The organism is Desulfonauticus sp., from assembly GCF_055126295.1.
Genome location: NZ_JBSRHE010000008.1, coordinates 1 through 21,829 on the forward strand (window position 1 = coordinate 1; position 21,829 = coordinate 21,829).

A 21,829-nucleotide genomic window follows, 5' to 3' on the forward strand; every position below is an offset into this window, starting at 1 on the left:
TATTCTTGTTCTTTATTTAATAACAAATCAAAATACAATTAAAAAGGATATCCTTTTGAGAATAAAAGGACTATTTATAAGTGCCTGTCCTTTTTTTTGGTCAGGGACAAAACTATCTAAGACAGTATGGTTATCAGGGTCCAACTTAAATACTTTGGGTTTAAAACAGATACAATGTTTACAAAAATCCTTTGTACAAAAACTCATCTGGGAATTTTATTAATATTTTAAATTTTGTCAAATTAAATTTGATCTGCCATCACCCCATTTTTTGCATCTTTAAGCCACAAGTAAACTTTTCTTTCTTCTCATTTTGCCTAACTCATTAATCCGCTGTCTTTTTTCCTCAATCTTAAAAATAATAATCCAATTTAAAGTAACACACCTTATCCGATTCATAAATCTTTTGTCTAAACCTAAAAAGTAGTTCTTTAGTTGATAATAACAAGTTCCTTAACCCATCTGAAATCCGATAATAAATAAATTTGCACACAACTTTACCTTTACTATTAAGTTTTTCCCTTTTTGCCATATTTTCTAAAAGTTTTGAAACAATTGTATCTGCCTCTATTTGACTTAATACATTCCAGCAAAAGGCATAGTTCAATTACTTTTGAGTATAAAATTAACTAGATTTTCTACCTTAAATTTTCAATATAGGGCAAAAAATCCAAAAAATATTTAACTTAGGTTTATTTATATAGTAGAGAATAAAAGTAAGATTTAATTTCTACCTAACTGGATAAAACAAGGTATTTTTGATTAATAAATATAAGTAGATAAGTACTTTATGTAGCAGCAAGTAACAAATGTATAAAGTTGTGAGATGTTGCATAAGCAGAAGCAACAAAGCCTTTTGTAATCATAACAAAAAAATAAATAATAATCCAAATAGTTAATACAAGCCGTTCACAATTCCATTGTGAATCGGCTTGTATTATCCTTAATCTTGCTTGATTTATCAAGCATCGCAAAAACAGAAAATACAGAAAATTGCACTAAAACACACTATCAAGCATTTTTAAGCTTGATGGTTGTATAACTGATGTGGCTGGTCAGTTATTAGTTTTAGTGTAGAATAATCCCCTAACAATCCGCAAATAGGTTGCGGTTAACATAGATTTTTCAAGGTATCCAGAGCCTTAAAGTCCGGAGGACTTCGCTAAAATAAATTGACTCAGTCTGAAAAATCTATGTGGCAACCAAATATAAAAAAGTTCCTTAGCTTGATCAAGCTAAGGGTTATTTTTTTGATGTAGTAACTGATTTAGTGGCAATTGTAGAAAAAGGGATAAAAGATAAGAATAAAAAAAGGGCAGGCGAATTATGTTTGTTAAAACGTCCAATAATTTTGGGCAATAACATTTTACGGCGTTGTATAACGTTTCATCGTAGGGGCGATTCATGAATCGCCCCTACAACAACCATACATATAACCCCATGCACATGAGTAGAAAGCACAAATCCAGATACGCTCTGTTATCAGAAGTTGCGTGATTCATTGCCGTAAAATATCCACTATTCTCTCGATCACCTCGTTAGTCTTATCAGGGTTGAGATGACCAACACGATATAAGATTATGTGACGGTCCGCTGTAAATATACGATTTGGTCGCACATTACTTCTCTGCTTGAGTATTCCTGTTTCAAAGTAATTGTCCTCAATTAGAACTGCGTATTTATCTTTAATCTGCTGGCTGGTTATCTGGCAAAGAATCAGATCATCTCCTTCTAATTCAGCCACAACTAAAGCAGGCCGTCTCTTAGCATGAGTTAAATCCGAAAATGGAAAGGGTACAACCACCACATCTCCCTTTACAAATCTTGCCAAGCTTCATCCTCCTCAGGTTTTAGCCAATCTTTCTTAAGGGATGTTTCGCTTGCCATTGCAGTCCCTATCCTTTCTTCCAGTACTTTTGTCTCTAAAAAGCGTATAAAATCCAATATCTCTGGAAGATACTCCTCAGGAATCTTTTCAATTTCTTTTAAGATTAATTCCTTCACCTCCATATTTTCAACAACCTCGCTATTTATTTGTATGTCTAATTTTAAGCCATTTCCAATAACGGAATCAGCATATACGACATTATGACCCCAGGGAGCAATGTCCCGAAGGGCAAGGGCGTCAGTCTGAAGCGTTTACGCTGTGTTAGGCGAAGTTTCTTTTTCAAAGTTCTTTTCGCACACATCATTTACCTCACAGTACATACATTAAGGAAGTGAGAGTTTGCCGACTCAACTTCATAAGAATCTTTAATAATACTTGCTTCTACTATATCACCGACTATAAAGTCAAACACGTTTTCTCTATGCCAGGTAGTTCTTTCCAAGGTTTTATATCTTTCTTAAATTTATCCCACTCTTCAGAAGGCGAAAAAGGGGACAGGCGAATTATGTTGTTCACATTGACTACAAATATTGTAAGCTCATAGCCAAATTTTTTCCCATCGTTTGAATTTAAATGCCCTGTAAAATACCACCACTGACTTACAAAATTATCTTTATAATAAAGGTCGTTAGGCAAATTCACACGGTCAGTTGCCTTTAATTTTATAAAGTCTGAAGCAAAAGAATAATTTGTAAGTAAAATTAATATCAAAATAACTATTCTCAAACACCAACCCTCACAAGGTATCTATTCATATCAAATTTCCTTTTAAGGCCATTTTCAGACATATATCTTATTTTGCCAAAAATTTCTCTCTCTTTAAAAGCCCTGTCATGCATACCAAAGCACCATGCTATACCTGCATAACCGTTTGAATCTCTTCCATCAAGAGCATATTTGTCATTTAAAAAGATTAGATTTTCGTAGGCAGACATAATTGATTCAGACCACTCGATAACCTTTTTACCCCAATACATACGCATATAATTGTGAATTTTACCTTTTTTTATAAGCTCAAATTGGGCTGCATTCCAAAACTTGTCATGAGTTTTACATTCTTCCAACTCATTTAAAGTATAAATATATTCTCTTTTATCTTTTTCATGGCTTTTCAACGTATTTTTAGCCCACTCAGGCAAAAATGTGTAAAGATTATGAATATCATCAGTATAGTAAGTAAAATTGTGGGCTAATTCCCTTCTTACAACAAGCTGCTCAAATAGGGTATCATAATTTTCAGGATCAGTATCTATTTTTAAGGCCTCTTTTAAGATTTTAACTGGGCTGATAAATCCAAAATGTAGATAAAAACTCAAATTTGACTCATAATCAAAGGCAGGGTCTCCTCTTTTTTCTGCAAAATCATCATACTTTTCATTTAAAAAATCTCTAAGTAGCTTATCTGCTTCACTTTCTCCACCTTTGAAATCAACCGGTTTGACGTAATGAACTGATTTTAATTTATCATCAATACTCAGGCTATCTAAATCATTTTCAAGCTCAAAACTTTTATCCCTATAATCAAAAATCACAAAATCGTTTAAAAATTTTTCTTTTAATTTATGAATTTTAGGTCTTATCGTATATGCTCCGTATTCACGCTTTGAGCTTGCAACCTGTACAGGCACGACAAGGTTTGTATCAACTTCATAAATATTAACATCATTATTTTTATAAATTTCATTTCTCACACTTTTAAGCCATTTTATGTATGTCTTATCTGTTATAAGCGTGTCGGCAGCTATTAGATATTGAGGCAGAATTTCTGTAAAAGAGCCTACTTTAACATGAAATGATATCTTTAAATCATTAAATTTTTCTACAAGCTCCAAAAGCCCTTCGATAAAAAACTTAAAATGTCTGTAATTGGCATCTTTATAGTTGAAATCGATTATTACCAAAACTTTCAGCGGAAAATTTTTGTTTATTGCCAGGTATTTTGCAAATTCAAGGCTGTGGTTATATTCTATCCTGAATGCACCATGCATCCAGTAAAGCATATAACCCCCTTTTTTGGCTGTTTTTTTTACACAAGTAACCCTTTCAAGATAATTCATTCGCCTGCCTGATTATATCTTTTTGCATAAGTTTGAATATAATTTTATGAAATGGGAGCATTAAATAGTATTTTCATATTTATAGCATATCATAAATATATTAAAAAATAAACTTGTAACCATTTTAAATTAGATTTTTATAGACTTTAATTTTTTTATATATATTTTACTAAAAAGAGGTAAAAATGGATCCTGTTACTCATATTGGAAGCGGACTTTTAGGCGGTTTATATTTAAAAGATAAAAAAAGTGACAAAAGTATATACATAATCTCAGTGATAGGTGCACTTTTGCCGGATATTGACAATATCTTTAATTCTACATGAGGAATTGCAACTCACACCTAATTTGAAGGCAAATAGACACTCATCAAAAACAAAACTTATACCAAAGAGGTGACTTGCGATAGATAATAAACAGAAAAATCAGAGTTAAGATTGTGGTATTTAGTCGAATTGTCTCTAAAATAGCCATTTTTTGATGATAATCTCATGAGATTTGACAAAATGATTGATTGATTTGTAATGATATACTATGAATTAGTCGTAAATTGAAAAAATATTGGTGAAAATATTTCTATTGCAGAATTAAAGGGAAAAAGGTTGCGATTCCAAAGAGACTTTACGAGTTTGAGCACATTTTCGCTAACAAGGGTTTTTTTAGTGTTCATAGAAGTTTTATAGTTAATCTATCAAAAATAAAAGATATGAAAGTTTTAAAACAGAGTAAGTTTTTTATTTCTTTTGGTGGAATTTCTGATACTATAAAAACAAATAGAGATGGAGCAAAACTTTTAAAGGAGTTTTTAAATGTATAGACCAAAGGTAGTTATAAGTAGATGTATAAATATAGCACCTGTTAGATACAACGGTGGGATTGTAGCTGATGATTTTGCAAAGAGATTAGGAGAGTTTGTTGAGTATGTAGATATATGTCCAGAGGTTGATATAGGAATGTCTGTTCCAAGACCATCTGTAGTTCTTGCAAAATATCCGGATAAAATAAGGATGATAGAGCCGGTGTCAAAAACAGATTACTGTTAAAGGCACAAGCTTTTCATACACCTTCTTTTTTCTTTGATAACCTGGATATGTCTCACTTTTTAATGTCCGTTTAACAGTATCGCGAGGTATGCCCAAAAGTTCTGCAATCTTCCTTGTGCCTAATGATAAATTACGTTTTTTTAATTTCTTATTGTTATCCAGTCTCCCTCTATTTATCCCCCCCTTTCACCTCCAGCTAATTTCTAGAGGTTTATCTTATTAAAAGGTGGGTCATTTTTACTTGAAAATTTGCAATAAATGATAAAAAAAACTCTATGTACACCAAAAAAGTGCAACAAGGGCTTATCCACCTGGATCATTAGAACTGCCAGAAAAATAAAAAGAGGTGGAACAGCCTGTTATAATTGGGGGAACCATGGGAACCAGTTCATATATCATGGCTGAAAATGGAGAGCAAAAAGAGCCAGTTTTTTTTTCAGCATGCCATGAGGCAAAACTGGCAAGGCGGGTTGCCAAACTAAGACCAATGTGTGTTATAAAAGGCTAATTATGAAAATCACCTTTGAATCTCCAGTACTTGTAAGTGCGTGCCTGCTTGGGATCTCATCAAGGTATGATGGAACATCAAAACCAGATCATAAGATTTTGGCATTGGCAAAAAACAATATCTTGATTCCAGTATGTCCTGAACAATTAGGAGGGCTTCCAACTCCAAGGGAGCCAGCTGAAATTTTACATAACAAAGTAATCACCAAAAAGGGAATTGATGTAACCAAAAATTTTTTAACAGGTGCTAAAGAGACACTTTTAATTGCAAGGCTATTGAATATAAAATTGGCCATTTTAAAACAACTGAGCCCATCCTGTGGGGTATCTAAAATCTATGATGGGAGCTTTTCCGGGAAAATAGTTAAGGGCTCAGGAATAACTGCCAGATATTTAATGGACAATGGAATCTTAGTTATATCTGAAGAAGAGCTATAACTAACTTACCATCCAATGTACCATTAAAACTCCATTAACATTTGGGATAACTCTTATTGTTGAGTATAATAATGTGATTTTTCAACATCCCCTCCTCCCCCAAATGCTGCAAAGAGTCCAATCTGATTTTCATATCTCACAAAAATCAAATTCAACAGTGCCTGTTTTTCAGCGAGCAAATTCTTATATGAATCCAATACTGAAAAATAGCTATCCACCCCTTTTTTAAACCTTTCTAGAGCCAATTTGTAATTTTCATTTAAACAGGATATCACCCTTTGCCTTGCCTTTATCTGCTCATCAATGGTTGCCATGACCACAAGCTTGTCCATTACTTCCCAGAATGCATTTTGTATGGTCTTTTCATATTGAGTTAACAAAATTTTTCTCTGGATTTTACTGAGTTTATAGTCCTGCCATACCCTTAAATCCAGAACAGGCAGGGCACCTGTTATACTATAATTCCATGTCCTTGCTGAACCCTTAAAGAGATTTGAAAACTCATCACTTATAGTGCCAATTCCTGTTGTTAGAGATATACGGGGGAAAAACGCTGCCCTTGCTGCCCCTATATCAGCATAACCAGCCTTTAATCTATGCTCCATTGCCATAATATCAGGCCTATTTAACAATACATATGAAGATATAGTTGGAAAAAATTCCTCAAATGGCCTAATAGATAAAAGTGATTCTGGTAATAATCTCTCATCAACCTCTTTTCCAACAAGGAGATTTAAGGCATTCTTTCCCTTTTCTATTTGTTCATCAACCTTTAACATCTCTACTTTTAAGGATTCCACTGCAGTTTTTGCTCTATTTAAATCCATTTCAGTTGCAACACCCACCTTATACTGAGATTCCACCAGCCTTAGATTTTTTTGAGCCACATCTAACAATCCAGCCACAATGTCTTTATTTTCCACATACATTGAAAGGAAAAGATATGCCCTTGAAATCTCATTTATCAAGGAGATCTGTGCAGCCCTTCTGTTTTCAACCTCTGCCAGAAAATTTTCCAGTGCCTCTTTTTTTAAGCTTCTAATCCTACCAAAAAAATCTATCTCCCAGTTGGAAATCCCTAAATTCACGCTATATTTTTCTGATATATATGCTTTTTTAGTTAAAGACATATCATCTGGAATCCTCTGTTTTTCCCATCCAGATGAGGCATAAAGGGTTGGATATAATTCTTTTTCCTTAATACCATATAATGCCCTTGCCTTTTCCATGTTTAATACAGCAAGTTTTAAATCTCTGTTATTTTTTAATGCCAATTTTATTATTTGTTTTAGCTTATTGTCTAAAATAAACTCTTCCCATTTTAAACTCTGCAACTCTTTTTTGTAATTTATGTGTTTATAAAAACCATCTTTGGAAAATCTATCTCTAATTGGTGGCTCTGGTCTTTTATATTCTGGGATAAAACTGCATCCAGCTATAAAAAACATCAATATTAATGATAGTAGTCTTTTCATTTTTTCCATCTCCTATTTAACTGATTAACCCTATATATTAAATTCTTTTCTTCTTTTCCCGAACAATTTATAGATTATTATATAAAACATTGGGATAAATATTGGGGCCAAAAATGTAGATGCAATTGTACCTCCCACCACAACAATTCCTATTGCATTCTGTGCCCCAGATCCTGCACCATGGGATAGGGCTAAGGGCAATACTCCAAATCCAAATGCAAATGAAGTCATAAGTATTGGCCTGAATCTAACCCTTGCTGCCTCTAAAACTGATTGCAAGAGCTCATGCCCTGCATCCAGCCTTTCTCTGGCAAATTGTACAATAAGTATTGCATTCTTTGTGGTGAGTCCAAGTATTGTAATGAGTCCCACCTGAAAATAGATGTCATTGTCAAACCCTTTCAAATTTGTGGCAATTATACCTCCAATCACCCCAAGGGGCATACTTAAAAGGATTGCTATGGGAATGGGCCAGCTTTCATATAAGGCTGCTAGAACCAGAAAGATTACAAAGATAGCAAATCCATATACTAAGGGTCCTTGTTTTGTTGCCATCTTTTCCTGGTATGAAAGGCCTGTCCATGCATAGCCTATCTCTTTTGGAAGCCTCCTGGCCAGCTCTTCCATTGCCTTCATTGCATCACCTGTACTGTATCCAGGAGCTGGCTCACCCCATATATTTATGGAAGAAAAACCATTATATCTTTCAAGTTGTTGTGCCCCGTATATCCACCTGCCTCTGGCAAATGCAGAAAAGGGGACCATTTTTCCTTCCAGGTTTCTCACATATATTTTAGTTAAATCTTCTGGCATCATCCTGTAGGGCGCATCAAATTGTGCATATACCTTTTTCACCCTGCCCCCTTTTACAAAGTCATTTACATAGGTCCCACCAAAGGCAGCAGCAAGATTATAATTGATTGATGAAATTGGAAGCTTAAATGCCCCTGCCCTTTCCCAATCCACATCAATCTTATATTGCACCACTGGATCCATTCCATTTGGTCTTACCCGTTGTAACCTTTTATCTTTAAATGCCATATATAAAAGTTGATTTCTTGCTTCCAGTAGCTTGGCATATCCAACTCCTCCATAATCCAAAAGTTCAAAATCAAACCCCACTGCATTTCCCAGCTCAATGATTGGTGGAGGCGTAAAAGCAAATGCCATTGCATCATTGTATTTAGAAAATTCCCTCATAAGACGCATTGCCACTGCCTGTGCAGATTGAGATTTATTTCTTCTCTCCTCCCAATCTTTTAGATGAATAAAGCTAAGGGCCACATTTTGGGCCTGGCCTCCAAAGGAATATCCTATTACTGAGCCCATGGAATTTATTGTCTGTTTCTCATTTTTCTCTATATATTCTTCAATTCGTTTCATAACCTTTTGAGTCTGCTCTATTGTTGAACCAGAGGGCAAAATTGCCTGTATAAGAACTATCCCCTGATCTTCATTGGGCAGATATCCTGTTTTCATGTTCATAAATAAATATCCTGTTATTCCAACTATAATAAGATATATCAAAAAGAATCTCGTCCTTCTTGCAATGGTATAACCCACTAAAGATACATAAATATCCCTGAACTTTTTTAAAAACTTATTAAAAATCTTTAAAAATGGACTAAATAGAACAAATCCTTTATTTGATTTCTGCGAATTGGAAGGTTTAAGTATTGTTGCACACAAAACTGGAGTTAAAATTAAGGCAACTAAAACAGAAAGAAGCATAGCAGCTGCAATTGTTACAGAAAATTGCCTGTAAATTATTCCTGTGGATCCAGGGAAAAATGCCATTGGCAAAAATACTGCTGCCAATACCAACCCAATACCAATTAAGGCACCTGTTATTTCATCCATGGACTTTGCAGTTGCCTCCAGGGGAGATAAGCCTTCTTCTTCCATTATCCTGTCCACATTTTCCACAACAACAATTGCATCATCCACCAGAAGACCAATGGCAAGTACCATTGCGAACATTGTCAACATATTTATGGAAAAACCAAGTATCCATATTATGCCAAAGGTACCCAGCACCACCACTGGTACTGCAATTGTTGGGATAATAGTAGCCCTAAAACTTCCTAAAAATATGAACATTACAATAAAGACCAGAATAATAGCCTCATATAATGTGCGTACAACTTCCTCAATTGCAACTTTAGTAAATGGGGTTGTGTCATATGGGTACACCACCTCAACCCCTTCTGGGAAATACTGTTGCATTTCTTTGAGTTTGTTCTTTATGGTATCTGCAACCTGCAAAGAATTTGCACCAGCCTGTTTTCTAACAGCCAAAAAAGCTGCAGGTTTTCCATTGTATGTGGCATACACATCATAAAACTCAGTGCCAAGTTCAACCCTGGCAACATCTTTTAATAAAACCCTTGAACCGTCTTTATTTATTCTAATGGGTATTTTTAAAAATTCACCTGGGGTTTTTAGGTAGTGCTGGACAATAATAGAGGCATTAAATTTTTGACCTTTTTTTGCAGGAGCACCTCCAAGTTGTCCTGCTGAGACTTCAACATTATAGCTTCTAAGTGCCTGGACAACATCTTCTAAAGTAAAATTATATTTTATCAATTTTTCCGGATTTACCCATATTCTCATGGCATATTCTGTTCCAAATACCTGCACCTCACCCACACCTGGAGTCCTGGCAAGGATCTTTTCTATATTTGATTTGGCATAGTCTCTTAGATCATTTCCTGAATAGGAACCGTCCTTTGATACTATACCTGCTATTAACAAAAAATTTCTAGTGGATTTACTTACTCTAACTCCCTGTCTTTGCACCACCTCAGGCAAAGAAGCAGTGGCAAGTTGCACCTTATTTTGAACCTTAGTCCATGCTATGTCTGGATCTGTGCCAGGGGCAAATGTAAGTTCAATCCTGGCCACACCAGCTGAGCTACTCCTCCCATTTATATACCACAGCCCATCTAAACCTGTTAATTGCTGCTCTATAATCTGGGTAACAGTACTTTCCACTGTCTCTGCAGATGCCCCAGGGTATGTTGCTTCCACAGAAATTACAGGGGGAGCTAGTTCTGGATGTTGAGATATTGGCAAAAATTTTATTCCTAAGATACCGAAACTCATTATGGCTATAGCTATAACCCATGCAAATACTGGCCTTTTTAAAAAAAATCTAGAAAGCATCTAAATCCTCCGATAAATTTTCCTTACCTATTGCTCTAATTGAGGAACTACGCTCACACCAGGCCTGATATACTGAAATCCCTTTGTAATTAACCTATCTTTTTCCTTTAAACCTGATATAACAAGCCATTTATTCCCAATGGCCCTATCTATTTTTACTGGTCTTGTAACTACCTTGTTTTCATTATCCAGCAAAAACACATAAGGATTTCCCCTTGGATCAAATTTTAAGCTCTCCTGGGGTATCAATATCCCATTTTCCTTTATTCCCTCTACGATCTTTGCCTTCACAAACATTCCTGGCAATAATTCTTTTTCAGGATTTGAAACCTTTATCCTCAAAATCACAGAACTGGTTGTCTCATCAACAGTAACTTCATTAAACTCCAACACTCCATAATGTTTGTATTTTGTCCCATCTTCCAAAAATATTCCAACCTCTTTGTCCATCTTCTTAGTAGATTTAAAAGTGCTATTTTTTCTTTCTTTTCTTATTTGCCTCAGTTCCTCCACTGATATTGGTGCATCTATATAAACTGGATCAAAATGTTGTATAACTGCCAGTGGATTAGGCTGATATTGTGTTACAACTGCACCTTCTGTAACATATGATCTTCCAATAATACCATCTATGGGAGCTTTGATATAACAATATTCCAGATTTACCTTAGCCTGTTTTATTTGTGACTTATAAAGTTTAATCTCAGACTTTAATGCATCTAAGGCAGCCTTAGTATCATCATAAACTTCTTCACTTATTGATTTAACTTTTACAAGCTCTTTATATCTTTTTACCTTTTTTTCCAGTGAAGGCAATTTTGCTTCTGCAATTCTCAAAGAAGCCTCTGCCTGATCCAGCCTTGCTTTATATATTGCTGGATCAATTATATATAATAAATCGTCTTTTTTTACATAACTTCCTTCTTTAAATACCCTCTTTAAAATTATACCACTCACCTGGGGTATGATCTTTGCGGTTTGATAAGAAGATACCCTCCCTGGAAGCTCCTTTAACAAAACAACCTTTTCTCCCTTAATTTCAATATACGATACAGGTATCTGTCTTATCTTTTGACTTACATTACTCTTTTCTTTATCTTTGCATCCAATAAAAAGAACAAAAAAGACTATTAGAAAAATACCATATCTTCTCATAGCTCCCCCTATAAATATTTTTTACGTATTATACCGTTTAAAAATATATCCACAAAATTTTCAAATATATTTTCTAAATCTTTTTCACCTACCTTTTCAACAGAAAAAATCTCCATGGACAAAAATAAATCAAAAATCATTCCTCTAAACATCATAGCTACTAATTTTTCATTCTTCTTATCTATAGAAAGTTCATCTTTTTTCGTTCTAAATATAGAAATTAAACCCTCATCTATTTCATCTTTTATCCTTTTATATATTTCAAATACCTTATCTGAATATAAGTTAATTTCAGATAAGGTTATCTTTACCATCTTTTTTTTATCAAGGAGTGCAAAATAAAGTCTTCTTGCTGTAATAATTAAAACTTCCCTTAAATCTTTTCCATGAACTTCTTTTAATACTTCTTTTAATACTTCTTTTAGGTTAGCAATTACAGAATATCTTTTTAATACCTCCTCAAACAAAGCCTCCTTTGTTCCAAAAATCCTAAATAGGGTCACCTCAGATACTGAGGCCCTTTTTGCAATATCCTTGGTTGTTGTCCTGGCATATCCATATTCAGAAAAAAGAAAAAATACAGCCTCAATTAACCTCTCTCTTGCACTCTTTTTCCCCATATTTCTTTGCCCCTAAAAATGATAGTAAGCACTTACATTAAAAATTTGTCCAAGTCAAATTATTTTTCAGGGAGAAAAAAGGTCTTATCTGTCAGTTTGATTCTTGCTGAATATTTAAAAGAAATAGCTGAATTTTTTTTGAAAGCAGTAAAAGAAGCTACTCAATAGGAAATCAAAATAGCAGCACTAAATAATGCAGATTTTTTAGAAAAATTAAAAAAATATCAGGCCTACACTTCACTGTATTTTTAATAAAGAAGAGAAAAAAATCTGGCAACAAGCTATGTAACTCGTTTACAATCAATTTGCTCCCATTGTCGGACAAAAGTACATACAGCTGTTCAAAATTAAAAAAAATAAAGGTAGCTCTGTTTACTTTGTCTACTTTGTAAACAGTCAAGGCAACTCAAAGGACGCTTCTATCCCAGCAGGAGTAGTTTGCTTTCCCTTGTAGAAAATAAACTTTTATCTCTTTTTATATCAAGGAAGAAAGGAGAAAAGAAAATTTAAAGAAGCTTTACTGAAAAATTTTGAGGGGAAAAGCCAAAAAGGGGAAGAAAACTCTTCCCCTAAAAAGCTCTCTTAGCAACTAGGTTTTACTACTGCTCCACTACGGATACAACGCGTACACACTTTAATTTTTCTTACTTCTCCATTAGGAAGCTGAGCCCTGACTTTTTGTAAGTTAGGCAAAAACCTTCTCTTATTCTTGTTATTAGCATGGCTCACATGATTACCCACAAGTGGAGACTTACCGCAAATTTCGCACTGTCTAGACATATCTATACCTCCCAAATTCATTCGTCTTAAGCGCACAGAAGAAAATATTTATACCCCCCTTTATCAAAAAAGGCAAGCCTAAATTCTTGACAAGAAAGACCTTAGCACTATACACAAGTCTAGTTTCAGTCAAGAAAAGGATTTTTATTTATGTTAGAAGGATGGCTCAGTTTAAAAGACGTCCCGGCTGAGGGCCGGGAATTTTCATTTGAAACAAATGAAAATTGGCAAGAGTTTATTGCCGAGTTTAATCTAAAATTTAAGATTCTTATTCCCCTTAAGCTAGATTTAACCGTTTTACCACAAAAAAAAGGTTTCTGGCTAAAGGGAGTAATTCAGGGTAAAGTTGAGTTTGCCTGTGACAGATGTTTAGAGCCAGCAATTATCTCCTTTAAAGAGTATTTTGAGTTTTTTGAAGAAAAAGAACCTGCTGAACCAGAAAATATGGGAGAAAGTCTTTTACGTTTTATTGATAGTCATTATGAATTAAATATTTTTCAACTTATTTGGGAACAATTTCTCCTGTCTTTGCCAGATAAAAAACTCTGTCAGGAAGAGTGTAAAGGTCTATGCCCTAAGTGCGGGACCAATTTAAACCTGGCTTCCTGTAATTGCGAAAAAACAACAGGAGATCCTAGATTAAGTATTTTTAGACAATTAAAATTAAAATCTAAATAAGGGGTAAAATTATGGCAAATCCAAAAAAAAGAACTTCCAAATCCAAAAAAGGAATGAGACGTTCTCATCACCATTTAGAAGCACCTAATTTTATTTATTGCTCCTGTGGAGAGGCAACTCTTCCCCATACTGTTTGTCCTGCTTGTGGGAAGTACAAAGATAAACAGTATTTGAGAAGAGAGGATAATGAGTAAAAGAATCTGTATAGCTGTAGATGCCATGGGGGGTGACCATGGCCCAGAAGTAGTTGTACCTGGAGCTTTAGAAGCTGCCAGGTCTAAAAACTTAAAAGTTCTGTTGGTAGGGGATGAAGCAAGGATAAAGACAATTCTTGCGCAAGAATCCACTAAGGGAATAGAAGTAGAAATTGTGCACGCTGAAGAAGTAGTTGGCATGGAGGAAAAACCTTCAGAAGCTCTTCGGCGTAAAAAAAATTCATCCATCCAAAAAGCCTTTATTTTGGCTAGAGAAGGCAAGGCTGATGGCGTAGTTAGTGCAGGCAATTCAGGGGCAACTTTGGCCTGTGGCATGTTTACTGTAGGTAGAATAAAAGGGATTGAGCGCCCAGCTCTAGCCTCCATTCTGCCCTCGGAAAAAAAACCCGTTGTGTTGATTGATGTAGGGGCTAATGTAGATTGCAAGCCCCATCACCTCCTACAATTTGGCTTAATGGCTGAAATCTTTGCCCGCGATGTATTAAAAATACAAAACCCAACCCTAGGGCTCCTTACCATTGGAGAAGAAGAGGGAAAAGGTAATACTCTGGTTAGAGAAGCTTATAATCTGTTTAAACTCTCTTTTTTAAACTTTGTGGGTAATGTAGAAGGAAGGGACATTTTCAAAGGTAATGTGGACATTATTGTCTGTGATGGATTTGTGGGCAATGTAGCTCTCAAACTCATGGAAGGACTGGCTTCTTCCCTAGGTGCACTTCTTAAAGAGGAAATAAAAAAGAGTTTTTTAGCTAAAATGGGATTTTTGTTGGCTAAAAAGGCTCTGAAAAACTTTTCCAAAAAACTGGATTATGCAGAATATGGAGGAGCTCCTCTTTTAGGACTAAAAAAAATTGCTCTAGTCTGCCATGGTGCTTCCAACAGTAAGGCTATTAAAAATGCCGTGCTTATGGCAGCTTCTTTTGTCAAAAATAAAGCCAATGAACACCTGGAAGAAGGTCTGTCCATGCACCAAGAAATTAACCTCTTGGGTAAAAAAGCCCTAACCACACAAAAAAAATAAGAGTATTTAGTTATGAGCAAGATTTATATTCAAGGGATAGGTCATTATGTACCTGCAAAAATCCTTTCCAACCAAGATCTAGAACAAATGGTAGATACAAGTGACGAATGGATAACCACCAGAACAGGCATAAAAAAAAGACATGTAGTGGAAAAGGAAACCTGCTCTGATTTAGCCTATCAAGCTTCACTAAAGGCCCTGGAAGATGCAGGGCTAAAAGCAACAGATCTTACTCATATTGTTTTAGCCACTTTTACTCCTGACACCTATGTTCCCAATGGGGCCAGCCACTTACAAAAAAAACTTGGCTGTGCTCCCACTCCTTGCTTTGATATCAATGCGGCCTGCACTGGTTTTTTATATGCCCTGGAAGTAGGTAGAGGGCTGTGTTTAACTAACCCCAAGGCAAAAGTTTTAGTGGTAGCTGCAGAAGCCTTAACCAGCAGAGTAAATTTTACTGACCGCAGCACCTGTGTATTGTTTGGTGATGCTGGAGGCGCAGTTATCTTAAGTACAGAACCAGGAAAAGCTGAAGTTAAAAATATTCTCATTCAGGCAGATGGTAGCCTGGGAGATCTACTCACCATTAAAGGAGGAGGTTCAGCTTATCCTCCCAAGCTGGGAGAGCCCATTGATGAAAAATATTTTGTGGAAATGCAAGGTCGGGAAGTATTTAAGTATGCTGTACGCTCCATGGCTGACATCTGCCTGGAACTTTTAGCTAAAGAAAACCTTTCTTCTAAGGACATAAGCCTTTTTATCCCTCACCAGGCCAATATTAGAATTATTGAAGCGTTAACTAAAAAATTAGACCTGGATGTAGACAAAGTCTTTATAAATGTACAAGATTACGGTAATACTTCTGCTGCTTCTATTCCTCTGGCCCTAAGCGAAGCCTGGGAACAAGGAAGGATAAAATCCGGCGATAAAGTTTTATTAGTAGCCTTTGGTGGAGGCTTTACCTGGGGTTCTGCCCTGCTTACTTTTTAAGGGTTGGCAAGGAGAAAATAATGGAAAAAACAGCTCTGGTTACAGGCGGTTCTAGAGGTATTGGCAGAGAAATAGCCCTGCGTCTGGCTAAAGAAGGGTATCAAATATTTTTGACTTATGTAAGCAAACCAGAACTAGCCCAAAAAGTGGTTAACCTTATTGAAAGCCAAGGCGGAAAAGCCAGAAGTTTTCTTTTAGATACAGGTAAGTGGGAAGATGTAGTTTCCTTTTTTCAAGAGGAAATAAATAAAAAGGTCAATCTGGAAGTTCTGGTTAACAATGCAGGGATTACCAGAGATGGGCTTATCCTGCGTTTAAAAAAAGAACAATGGGAACAAGTTCTGCAAGTCAATCTCACGGGTGCCTTTGTCTGTCTACAACAAGCAGCTAAAATCATGGTCAAGCAGCGTTATGGCCGCATTATAAATATCACTTCAGTGGTAGGCCAGAGTGGAAATGCAGGCCAGTCCAACTACGCAGCCTCTAAAGCTGGACTTATTGGTCTTACCAAAAGTGCTGCCCTGGAACTAGCCTCTCGCAATATCACAGTAAACGCAGTGGCACCAGGTTTTATCGAAACAGATATGACCAAAGAACTTCCCCAGGAGATAAAAGAGCTTTATTTACAAAAGATTCCCCTTTCTCGCTTTGGCTCCAGCCAAGATATAGCTGAAGTGGTGGCCTTTTTAGCTTCTCCCAAAGCAGGCTATATCACCGGACAGGTTATTGGGGTTAATGGCGGGATGTATTTATAATAAAAAAAGAAAATTCTTATGGAGGGTAACATGTCTGTAGAAGAAAAAGTAAAGGAAATTGTAGCTGAACAATTGGGTGTATCTCTAGATCAAGTAAAGCCTGAATCCAAGTTCGTAGAAGACTTGGGGGCAGATTCCCTAGATCTAACAGAACTCATTATGGCTATGGAAGACGAATTTGGTGTAGAAATTGATGATGAAAAGGCCCAAGAAATCAAAACAGTTCAAGACGCCATTAATTTTATCCAAGAAAATAAATAAGATAAGGGGGGAAGTTTCCCCCTTGTCTTAGGTTTAAAAGAGGATTCTATGCAAAGAGTTGTAGTTACTGGGCTGGCCGCAATTACTCCTTTGGGTAATGATTTAGAAACTAGCTGGAACAACCTCTTGGCAGGTAAAAACGGTGTAGGTCCCATCACTCGCTTTGATTGTAGTGAATTTGATACCAAGATAGCTGCAGAAATAAAAAATTTTGATCCAACTGATTATTTAGATCCCAAACAAATAAAAAGATTGGATAGATTCTGTCATTATGCCTTAGCTGCTGCTAAAATGCTTTTAAAGCAAGCTAACTGGCCCATTGAAGAAGAATTGAATGAAAATCTGGGAGTATTGCTGGGTTGCGGTTTAGGTGGGCTGGAGACCATTGAAGAATTTCATACTAAACTCAAAGAAAAAGGTCCTAAGCGTGTTTCTCCCTTTTACATTCCTCAACTCATCTCCAACATGGCTGCGGGTCAAATATCCATTATGGCCAAGGCCAAAGGACCCAATCTGGTAACCACCTCGGCCTGTGCCTCTGGCTTACATGCCATTGGCTATGCCTTTTCTGAAGTAAAACTGGGCAGAGTAAAGGCAATTATCACTGGGGGAGTAGAATCTACCATTACTCCCATGGCTGTATCTGGTTTTAATGCCATGAAAGCCCTTTCTACCAGAAACGAAGAGCCAGAAAAGGCCAGCCGTCCCTTTGATCGGGATAGAGACGGCTTTGTGATTGGTGAAGGATGCGGCTTGTTGCTCTTGGAAAGTCTGGAAAGCGCCCTGGAAAGGGGAGCAACCATTTTTGCAGAAGTAGTTGGTTTTGGAGCTTCTTCTGATGCCTATCACATGACCGCCCCAGAAGAAAATGGTACAGGAATGGCTTTAGCTATGCAAAGGGCCTTAAAAGAAGCACAGGTAGACCCCAGGGAAATAGACCATATTAATGCGCACGGCACTTCCACTAAATTAAATGACATCTGTGAAACCAGGGCCATAAAAAAAGTTTTTGGCTCTCATGCCTATGATTTGCTTATAACTTCCAATAAATCCATGATTGGACACACCCTGGGAGCTGCAGGCGGAATTGAGAGTGTCTTTAGTGTCCTAAGTATTTATCATGGCCAGATTCCTCCTACCATCAATTTAGATAATCCTGACCCAGAATGCGATCTTAACTACTGTGCTAACCAGAAAGTAGAAAAAGATATTGAGTTTGCCCTGTGCAATTCCTTTGGTTTTGGTGGAACCAATGGCTGTATTTTGTTTCGCAAGTTTCACCCCTAACCTTTTGAAGGAGCAAAAATGCTTTTAGAATTTTTGTTTAAACACGATCCCCAGCTGGCAAAGGCCATTGAATTGGAAGAAAAAAGGCAATTAAGCAAATTGGAATTAATTGCCTCAGAAAACTTTGCCTCTCCAGCAGTGCGCCTGACCATGAGCAGTGTACTTACCCACAAGTACGCTGAAGGTTATCCTGGAAAGCGCTATTATGGAGGTTGCGAGTTTGTAGATATGGCTGAAGACCTGGCCAGAGACAGGGCCAAGGAACTGTTTAAAGCAGAATATGCCAATGTTCAGCCTCACAGTGGCTCTCAGGCCAACATGGGAGTTTATTTTGCCTGCTTACAACCTGGAGATACCATTTTAGGCATGGACCTTTCCCATGGAGGTCATTTAACCCATGGTAGTCCGGTAAACTTTTCAGGCAAACTTTTTAAGGTGGTCTTTTACGGGGTAAACAAAGAAACTCAAACCATAGATTACGACCAGGTAGAAAAACTGGCCCAAGAACACCAACCCAAACTCATTGTGGCTGGAGCCAGTGCCTATCCCAGAACCATTGACTTTGCCCGTTTTAGAGCCATAGCCGACCAGGTAGGTGCCAAACTTATGGTAGATATGGCCCACATTGCTGGATTGGTGGCTACAGATTTACATCCTTCTCCCATTCCCCATGCCCACTTTACCACCACAACCACCCACAAGACCTTAAGAGGTCCCAGGGGAGGGATGATTTTAAGCTCAGAAGAATATGGAAAAACTTTAAATTCACAAATTTTCCCGGGAATTCAAGGTGGACCCTTGATGCATGTGATTGCTGCCAAGGCAGTGGCCTTTGGAGAGGCTTTAAAGGAAGAATTTAAGGCCTATCAACAACTGGTCCTTGAAAATGCCCAGAAAATGGCCCAGGAATTACAGGCTGCAGGTTTTAAACTGGTTTCTGATGGCACAGACAACCACCTGCTCCTGGTAGATTTAACCAACAAAGATATTACTGGCAAAGAAGCAGAAGCTGCTTTGGATAAGGCGGGAATTACGGTAAACAAAAACACCATTCCCTTTGAAACCAGGTCTCCTTTTGTTACTTCAGGCATTCGTCTGGGCACTCCAGCCATTACCACCAGGGGAATAAAGCCAGAACATATTCCCCAAATTGTAAACTGGATTGTGGCTGCTTTGGAATCCAAAGATAATGAAACCAGACTGGAACAAATCAAAAAAGAAGTGGAAAGGTTTGCCCTGCAGTTCCCACTTTTTGCCTGGTAGTTATGCAAAAAAATAACCGCCTTTCTTGGCCAGAATATTACATGCAAATAGCCACACTGGTGGCAGAGCGCTCCACCTGTTTACGCCGCAAGGTAGGTGCTATTGCAGTAAAGGATAAACGCATCCTGGCTACAGGCTATAATGGCGCTCCAGCAGGTCTTGCCCATTGTCTGGAAATAGGTTGTTTAAGGGAAAAGCTACAAATTCCTTCCGGAGAAAGGCACGAGCTCTGCAGGGGCTTACACGCTGAACAAAATGTCATTATTCAATGTGCTGTGCATGGAGTAAGTTTACAAGGTGCTACTATTTACTGCACAACCCAGCCCTGCCTCATTTGCACCAAGATGCTTATTAACTGTGGGATTAAGGAAATCTACTTTGCAGAAGGTTATCCAGATAATCTGGCCCAGGAGATGCTAAAAGAAGCTCAAATCACCTTTCAAAAATTGACTTTATGAACTTAAAGGAAAAAGAAAAATTTATGGCCAGAGCCATCAGCCTGGCCCAGCGAGCTAAAGGAAAAACAGCTCCCAATCCTTGTGTGGGAGCTGTTTTAGTTAAAGAGGGAAAGGTTGTAGCCTCTGGCTATCATCGAGGCTATGGTCTGCCCCATGCTGAAGTGGAAGTATTAAAGGACGCTAGGAAAAAAAATATTGACCCTAGAGAATGCGCTTTATTTGTAACTCTGGAACCCTGCAATCACTTTGGCAAAACTCCACCTTGCACCAAAGCCATTTTAGAAGCTGGCATCAAAGAGGTCTATGTTGGGGCCCTGGACCCCAACCCTCAAGTAGAAGGCGGGGGAGCCAGATTTTTGCAAAGCAAAGGAGTGCAGGTAGAAACAGGGATTTTACAAGCCCAGTGTACAGATTTAATAAGGGATTTTTATCTCTGGAAAATAGAAAAAAGACCTTTTTTTTATTTAAAGTTAGCTTCTACCTTAGATGGAAAAATTGCCACTTCCACAGGGCATTCCAACTGGATTAGTTCAGAAAAGTCCCGGGCAAAAGTCCACCAGCTGCGCAAAAAAGTACAGGCAGTCTTGGTGGGAGGAAATACTTTTGTTCAGGACAATCCCAAGCTCACAGTTCGCAAGGCAAAAAGTAAAAAACAACCTTTAGCCCTTATTCTGACCAGAAAACTTCCTGCAGAAGCAAGTTATTATCTCCTCCAGCAAAGACCAGAGGAAACCATTTTCTTTACCCTGGAAAGCCAGGAAAACTTGCGTTTACAAAAAAAGATAAGCGAACTGGGCAGTAAAGTGGTTTTCCTGCCTGTTAAAAACAATTCCTGGGATTTAAAGGCAATGGCTACTTGGCTCTGGAACAACAATATTTTTTATGTCCTGGTGGAAGGCGGGGGCTTTATTGCCCAGAAATTTTTGGAATATCAGCTTGCTGATGAAATCTGGCTTTTTTTGGCTCCTAAAATTCTAGGAGATGCTGGGGCCATTTCTTCTTTTTGGGGAAGAAGCATAAAAACCATAGACGAAGCTTACACTTTAAGCTACCAGAAAGTCACTTCTTGTGGAGAAGATCTCTTACTTATTTTAAAGCCTTAAAGATGTTTACTGGCATTATTGAAGACATAGGTGAAATTCTCAACATAACTCCCTTAAGCAAAGAAAAGCGTTTTAGCATTAAAACCAACAAAATAAAAAACTTTGTGCAGGGAGAAAGTATTGCTGTAAATGGTGTCTGTCTTACAGTGGAAAATTTTTCTAATACTTCCTTTACAGCCTATGCTTCCCTGGAAACCCTTGGAAAAACCAATCTCCAATTTTTAAAAACTGGAGATAAGGTCAATCTGGAAAGGGCCCTTACCTTATCCTCTAGACTGGGTGGACACCTGGTAACAGGACATGTGGATTGCCTGGCCCGGGTAGAAGAAATTACCCCTGCAGGAGAATCAAAAATTTTTAGACTCTCCTATCCAGAAGAATTTTCCCCTTATATTATTTCCAAAGGTTCAGTGGCCCTGGATGGGATTAGCCTGACAGTAAATACTTGTGGTCCGGGTTTTCTTGAGGTAAACATCATCCCTGCCACTCAAAAAGAAACCACCATAAGCACCTGGAAAAAGGGTACTGTGGTTAATTTGGAAACAGACATCATAGGCAAATATGTCAAAAGTTTTTTGGACAAAAAGGAAAACACTTCTGAAAATAAATCTCAAAGCAAATTAACTCTCGACTTTTTGCGAGAACACGGTTTTTAAAAAATCAAAAAAAG

At 37.1% G+C, this 21,829-nt stretch carries 24 protein-coding genes and 1 pseudogene; 16 read left to right on the forward strand and 9 right to left on the reverse strand.

Annotated elements, in window-relative coordinates; all coding sequences use genetic code 11:
- Positions 1-1,498 precede the first annotated feature (1,498 nt).
- From ACTCIM_RS06330 to ACTCIM_RS06345, 4 genes are all read right to left on the reverse strand, one after another.
- On the reverse strand, positions 1,499-1,831 hold the full coding sequence (locus tag ACTCIM_RS06330) for a type II toxin-antitoxin system PemK/MazF family toxin (protein WP_464279316.1): 333 nt from the start codon (positions 1,829-1,831) through the stop codon (positions 1,499-1,501).
- Positions 1,816-2,010, reverse strand: a complete 195-nt coding sequence (locus ACTCIM_RS06335) for a DUF2281 domain-containing protein (protein WP_464279315.1) — start codon at positions 2,008-2,010, stop codon at positions 1,816-1,818. The genes ACTCIM_RS06330 and ACTCIM_RS06335 overlap by 16 nt, the downstream gene beginning before the upstream one ends.
- A 274-nt stretch (positions 2,011-2,284) precedes the next feature.
- Complete coding sequence (locus tag ACTCIM_RS06340; protein ID WP_464279314.1) at positions 2,285-2,614, reverse strand: lipocalin-like domain-containing protein; 330 nt, start codon at positions 2,612-2,614, stop codon at positions 2,285-2,287.
- Complete coding sequence (locus ACTCIM_RS06345) at positions 2,611-3,945, reverse strand: deoxyribodipyrimidine photo-lyase (protein ID WP_464279313.1); 1,335 nt, start codon at positions 3,943-3,945, stop codon at positions 2,611-2,613. Before ACTCIM_RS06345 ends, ACTCIM_RS06340 begins: the two co-directional genes overlap by 4 nt.
- A gap of 185 nt (positions 3,946-4,130) precedes the next feature.
- On the opposite strand from ACTCIM_RS06345, the gene ACTCIM_RS06350 reads away from it, so the two are divergent.
- The 5 genes and pseudogenes from ACTCIM_RS06350 (at position 4,131) to ACTCIM_RS06370 (ending at position 5,933) form a co-directional block, all read left to right on the forward strand.
- On the forward strand, positions 4,131-4,271 hold the full coding sequence (locus tag ACTCIM_RS06350) for a metal-dependent hydrolase (protein ID WP_464279312.1): 141 nt from the start codon (positions 4,131-4,133) through the stop codon (positions 4,269-4,271).
- 257 nt (positions 4,272-4,528) lie between these two features.
- Positions 4,529-4,762: pseudogene (locus ACTCIM_RS06355) on the forward strand (LytTR family DNA-binding domain-containing protein); the annotation flags it as partial.
- Complete coding sequence (locus tag ACTCIM_RS06360) at positions 4,755-4,988, forward strand: 2-thiouracil desulfurase family protein (RefSeq protein WP_464279311.1); 234 nt, start codon at positions 4,755-4,757, stop codon at positions 4,986-4,988. The pseudogene ACTCIM_RS06355 and the gene ACTCIM_RS06360, both read left to right, overlap by 8 nt.
- A gap of 346 nt (positions 4,989-5,334) precedes the next feature.
- Positions 5,335-5,496, forward strand: coding sequence for an RtcB family protein (locus ACTCIM_RS06365; RefSeq protein WP_464279310.1), 162 nt, complete (start codon positions 5,335-5,337; stop codon positions 5,494-5,496).
- Positions 5,497-5,498: 2 nt separating this feature from the next.
- The gene (locus ACTCIM_RS06370) at positions 5,499-5,933 is read left to right on the forward strand and encodes a 2-thiouracil desulfurase family protein (RefSeq protein ID WP_464279309.1); all 435 of its coding nucleotides are present in this window, start codon (positions 5,499-5,501) and stop codon (positions 5,931-5,933) included.
- Between the two features lie 53 nt (positions 5,934-5,986).
- Here ACTCIM_RS06370 and ACTCIM_RS06375 read toward each other — a convergent pair whose 3' ends face one another.
- The 5 genes from ACTCIM_RS06375 to rpmB form a co-directional block, all read right to left on the reverse strand.
- Positions 5,987-7,408 carry an efflux transporter outer membrane subunit gene (locus tag ACTCIM_RS06375; protein ID WP_472314535.1) on the reverse strand — a complete coding sequence of 474 codons (1,422 nt, stop codon included), beginning with the start codon at positions 7,406-7,408 and terminating at the stop codon, positions 5,987-5,989.
- 30 nt (positions 7,409-7,438) lie between these two features.
- Positions 7,439-10,573 (reverse strand): efflux RND transporter permease subunit, encoded by a 3,135-nt coding sequence (locus ACTCIM_RS06380; RefSeq protein ID WP_472314538.1) that lies wholly within the window; start codon positions 10,571-10,573, stop codon positions 7,439-7,441.
- Positions 10,574-10,600: 27 nt separating this feature from the next.
- Positions 10,601-11,728, reverse strand: coding sequence for an efflux RND transporter periplasmic adaptor subunit (locus ACTCIM_RS06385; RefSeq protein WP_472314541.1), 1,128 nt, complete (start codon positions 11,726-11,728; stop codon positions 10,601-10,603).
- 8 nt (positions 11,729-11,736) lie between these two features.
- A complete protein-coding gene (locus tag ACTCIM_RS06390) occupies positions 11,737-12,348 on the reverse strand; it encodes a TetR/AcrR family transcriptional regulator (protein WP_472314544.1) in 612 nt (203 codons plus the stop codon).
- A 582-nt stretch (positions 12,349-12,930) separates the two neighbouring features.
- The gene (gene rpmB / locus ACTCIM_RS06395; RefSeq protein WP_464279305.1) at positions 12,931-13,128 is read right to left on the reverse strand and encodes a 50S ribosomal protein L28; all 198 of its coding nucleotides are present in this window, start codon (positions 13,126-13,128) and stop codon (positions 12,931-12,933) included.
- A gap of 150 nt (positions 13,129-13,278) precedes the next feature.
- Here rpmB and ACTCIM_RS06400 point away from each other — a divergent pair, with 150 nt between their 5' ends.
- From ACTCIM_RS06400 to ACTCIM_RS06450, 11 genes are read left to right on the forward strand one after another with little or no spacing between them, the layout of a single operon-like run.
- On the forward strand, positions 13,279-13,806 hold the full coding sequence (locus ACTCIM_RS06400) for a YceD family protein (protein ID WP_464279304.1): 528 nt from the start codon (positions 13,279-13,281) through the stop codon (positions 13,804-13,806).
- Between the two features lie 11 nt (positions 13,807-13,817).
- Positions 13,818-14,000: a 50S ribosomal protein L32 gene (gene rpmF / locus ACTCIM_RS06405; RefSeq protein ID WP_472314547.1), complete on the forward strand. Its 183-nt coding sequence runs from the start codon at positions 13,818-13,820 to the stop codon at positions 13,998-14,000.
- Entirely contained in the window at positions 13,993-15,042 is a 1,050-nt protein-coding gene (gene plsX / locus ACTCIM_RS06410; RefSeq protein ID WP_472314550.1) for a phosphate acyltransferase PlsX, read from the forward strand. Before rpmF ends, plsX begins: the two co-directional genes overlap by 8 nt.
- Before the next feature lie 12 nt (positions 15,043-15,054).
- Entirely contained in the window at positions 15,055-16,032 is a 978-nt protein-coding gene (locus ACTCIM_RS06415) for a beta-ketoacyl-ACP synthase III (RefSeq protein ID WP_472314553.1), read from the forward strand.
- 20 nt (positions 16,033-16,052) lie between these two features.
- A complete protein-coding gene (gene fabG, locus ACTCIM_RS06420; protein ID WP_472314556.1) occupies positions 16,053-16,787 on the forward strand; it encodes a 3-oxoacyl-[acyl-carrier-protein] reductase in 735 nt (244 codons plus the stop codon).
- 30 nt (positions 16,788-16,817) lie between these two features.
- Positions 16,818-17,048: an acyl carrier protein gene (acpP, locus tag ACTCIM_RS06425; protein WP_464279300.1), complete on the forward strand. Its 231-nt coding sequence runs from the start codon at positions 16,818-16,820 to the stop codon at positions 17,046-17,048.
- A 48-nt stretch (positions 17,049-17,096) separates the two neighbouring features.
- Positions 17,097-18,335, forward strand: a complete 1,239-nt coding sequence (gene fabF / locus ACTCIM_RS06430) for a beta-ketoacyl-ACP synthase II (RefSeq protein WP_464279299.1) — start codon at positions 17,097-17,099, stop codon at positions 18,333-18,335.
- Between the two features lie 18 nt (positions 18,336-18,353).
- Entirely contained in the window at positions 18,354-19,598 is a 1,245-nt protein-coding gene (gene glyA / locus ACTCIM_RS06435) for a serine hydroxymethyltransferase (protein WP_464279298.1), read from the forward strand.
- Positions 19,599-19,600: 2 nt separating this feature from the next.
- On the forward strand, positions 19,601-20,056 hold the full coding sequence (locus ACTCIM_RS06440; protein WP_029969237.1) for a deoxycytidylate deaminase: 456 nt from the start codon (positions 19,601-19,603) through the stop codon (positions 20,054-20,056).
- Positions 20,053-21,159 carry a bifunctional diaminohydroxyphosphoribosylaminopyrimidine deaminase/5-amino-6-(5-phosphoribosylamino)uracil reductase RibD gene (gene ribD, locus ACTCIM_RS06445; RefSeq protein ID WP_472314559.1) on the forward strand — a complete coding sequence of 369 codons (1,107 nt, stop codon included), beginning with the start codon at positions 20,053-20,055 and terminating at the stop codon, positions 21,157-21,159. Before ACTCIM_RS06440 ends, ribD begins: the two co-directional genes overlap by 4 nt.
- A gap of 2 nt (positions 21,160-21,161) precedes the next feature.
- Positions 21,162-21,815, forward strand: a complete 654-nt coding sequence (locus ACTCIM_RS06450) for a riboflavin synthase (RefSeq protein WP_464279296.1) — start codon at positions 21,162-21,164, stop codon at positions 21,813-21,815.
- Positions 21,816-21,829: the final 14 nt, after the last annotated feature.

What these genes read in the sequence shown, in the direction of transcription:
- ACTCIM_RS06335 (WP_464279315.1), bottom strand. Translation starts at nt 2,010, where the DNA reads ATGGAGGTGAAGGAATTAATCTTAAAAGAAATTGAAAAGATTCCTGAG.
- ACTCIM_RS06345 (WP_464279313.1), bottom strand. Translation starts at nt 3,945, where the DNA reads ATGAATTATCTTGAAAGGGTTACTTGTGTAAAAAAAACAGCCAAAAAA.
- ACTCIM_RS06350 (WP_464279312.1), top strand. Translation starts at nt 4,131, where the DNA reads ATGGATCCTGTTACTCATATTGGAAGCGGACTTTTAGGCGGTTTATAT.
- ACTCIM_RS06360 (WP_464279311.1), top strand. Translation starts at nt 4,755, where the DNA reads ATGTATAGACCAAAGGTAGTTATAAGTAGATGTATAAATATAGCACCT.
- ACTCIM_RS06370 (WP_464279309.1), top strand. Translation starts at nt 5,499, where the DNA reads ATGAAAATCACCTTTGAATCTCCAGTACTTGTAAGTGCGTGCCTGCTT.
- ACTCIM_RS06375 (WP_472314535.1), bottom strand. Translation starts at nt 7,408, where the DNA reads ATGAAAAGACTACTATCATTAATATTGATGTTTTTTATAGCTGGATGC.
- ACTCIM_RS06380 (WP_472314538.1), bottom strand. Translation starts at nt 10,573, where the DNA reads ATGCTTTCTAGATTTTTTTTAAAAAGGCCAGTATTTGCATGGGTTATA.
- ACTCIM_RS06385 (WP_472314541.1), bottom strand. Translation starts at nt 11,728, where the DNA reads ATGAGAAGATATGGTATTTTTCTAATAGTCTTTTTTGTTCTTTTTATT.
- ACTCIM_RS06390 (WP_472314544.1), bottom strand. Translation starts at nt 12,348, where the DNA reads ATGGGGAAAAAGAGTGCAAGAGAGAGGTTAATTGAGGCTGTATTTTTT.
- rpmB (WP_464279305.1), bottom strand. Translation starts at nt 13,128, where the DNA reads ATGTCTAGACAGTGCGAAATTTGCGGTAAGTCTCCACTTGTGGGTAAT.
- ACTCIM_RS06400 (WP_464279304.1), top strand. Translation starts at nt 13,279, where the DNA reads ATGTTAGAAGGATGGCTCAGTTTAAAAGACGTCCCGGCTGAGGGCCGG.
- rpmF (WP_472314547.1), top strand. Translation starts at nt 13,818, where the DNA reads ATGGCAAATCCAAAAAAAAGAACTTCCAAATCCAAAAAAGGAATGAGA.
- plsX (WP_472314550.1), top strand. Translation starts at nt 13,993, where the DNA reads ATGAGTAAAAGAATCTGTATAGCTGTAGATGCCATGGGGGGTGACCAT.
- ACTCIM_RS06415 (WP_472314553.1), top strand. Translation starts at nt 15,055, where the DNA reads ATGAGCAAGATTTATATTCAAGGGATAGGTCATTATGTACCTGCAAAA.
- fabG (WP_472314556.1), top strand. Translation starts at nt 16,053, where the DNA reads ATGGAAAAAACAGCTCTGGTTACAGGCGGTTCTAGAGGTATTGGCAGA.
- acpP (WP_464279300.1), top strand. Translation starts at nt 16,818, where the DNA reads ATGTCTGTAGAAGAAAAAGTAAAGGAAATTGTAGCTGAACAATTGGGT.
- fabF (WP_464279299.1), top strand. Translation starts at nt 17,097, where the DNA reads ATGCAAAGAGTTGTAGTTACTGGGCTGGCCGCAATTACTCCTTTGGGT.
- glyA (WP_464279298.1), top strand. Translation starts at nt 18,354, where the DNA reads ATGCTTTTAGAATTTTTGTTTAAACACGATCCCCAGCTGGCAAAGGCC.
- ACTCIM_RS06440 (WP_029969237.1), top strand. Translation starts at nt 19,601, where the DNA reads ATGCAAAAAAATAACCGCCTTTCTTGGCCAGAATATTACATGCAAATA.
- ribD (WP_472314559.1), top strand. Translation starts at nt 20,053, where the DNA reads ATGAACTTAAAGGAAAAAGAAAAATTTATGGCCAGAGCCATCAGCCTG.
- ACTCIM_RS06450 (WP_464279296.1), top strand. Translation starts at nt 21,162, where the DNA reads ATGTTTACTGGCATTATTGAAGACATAGGTGAAATTCTCAACATAACT.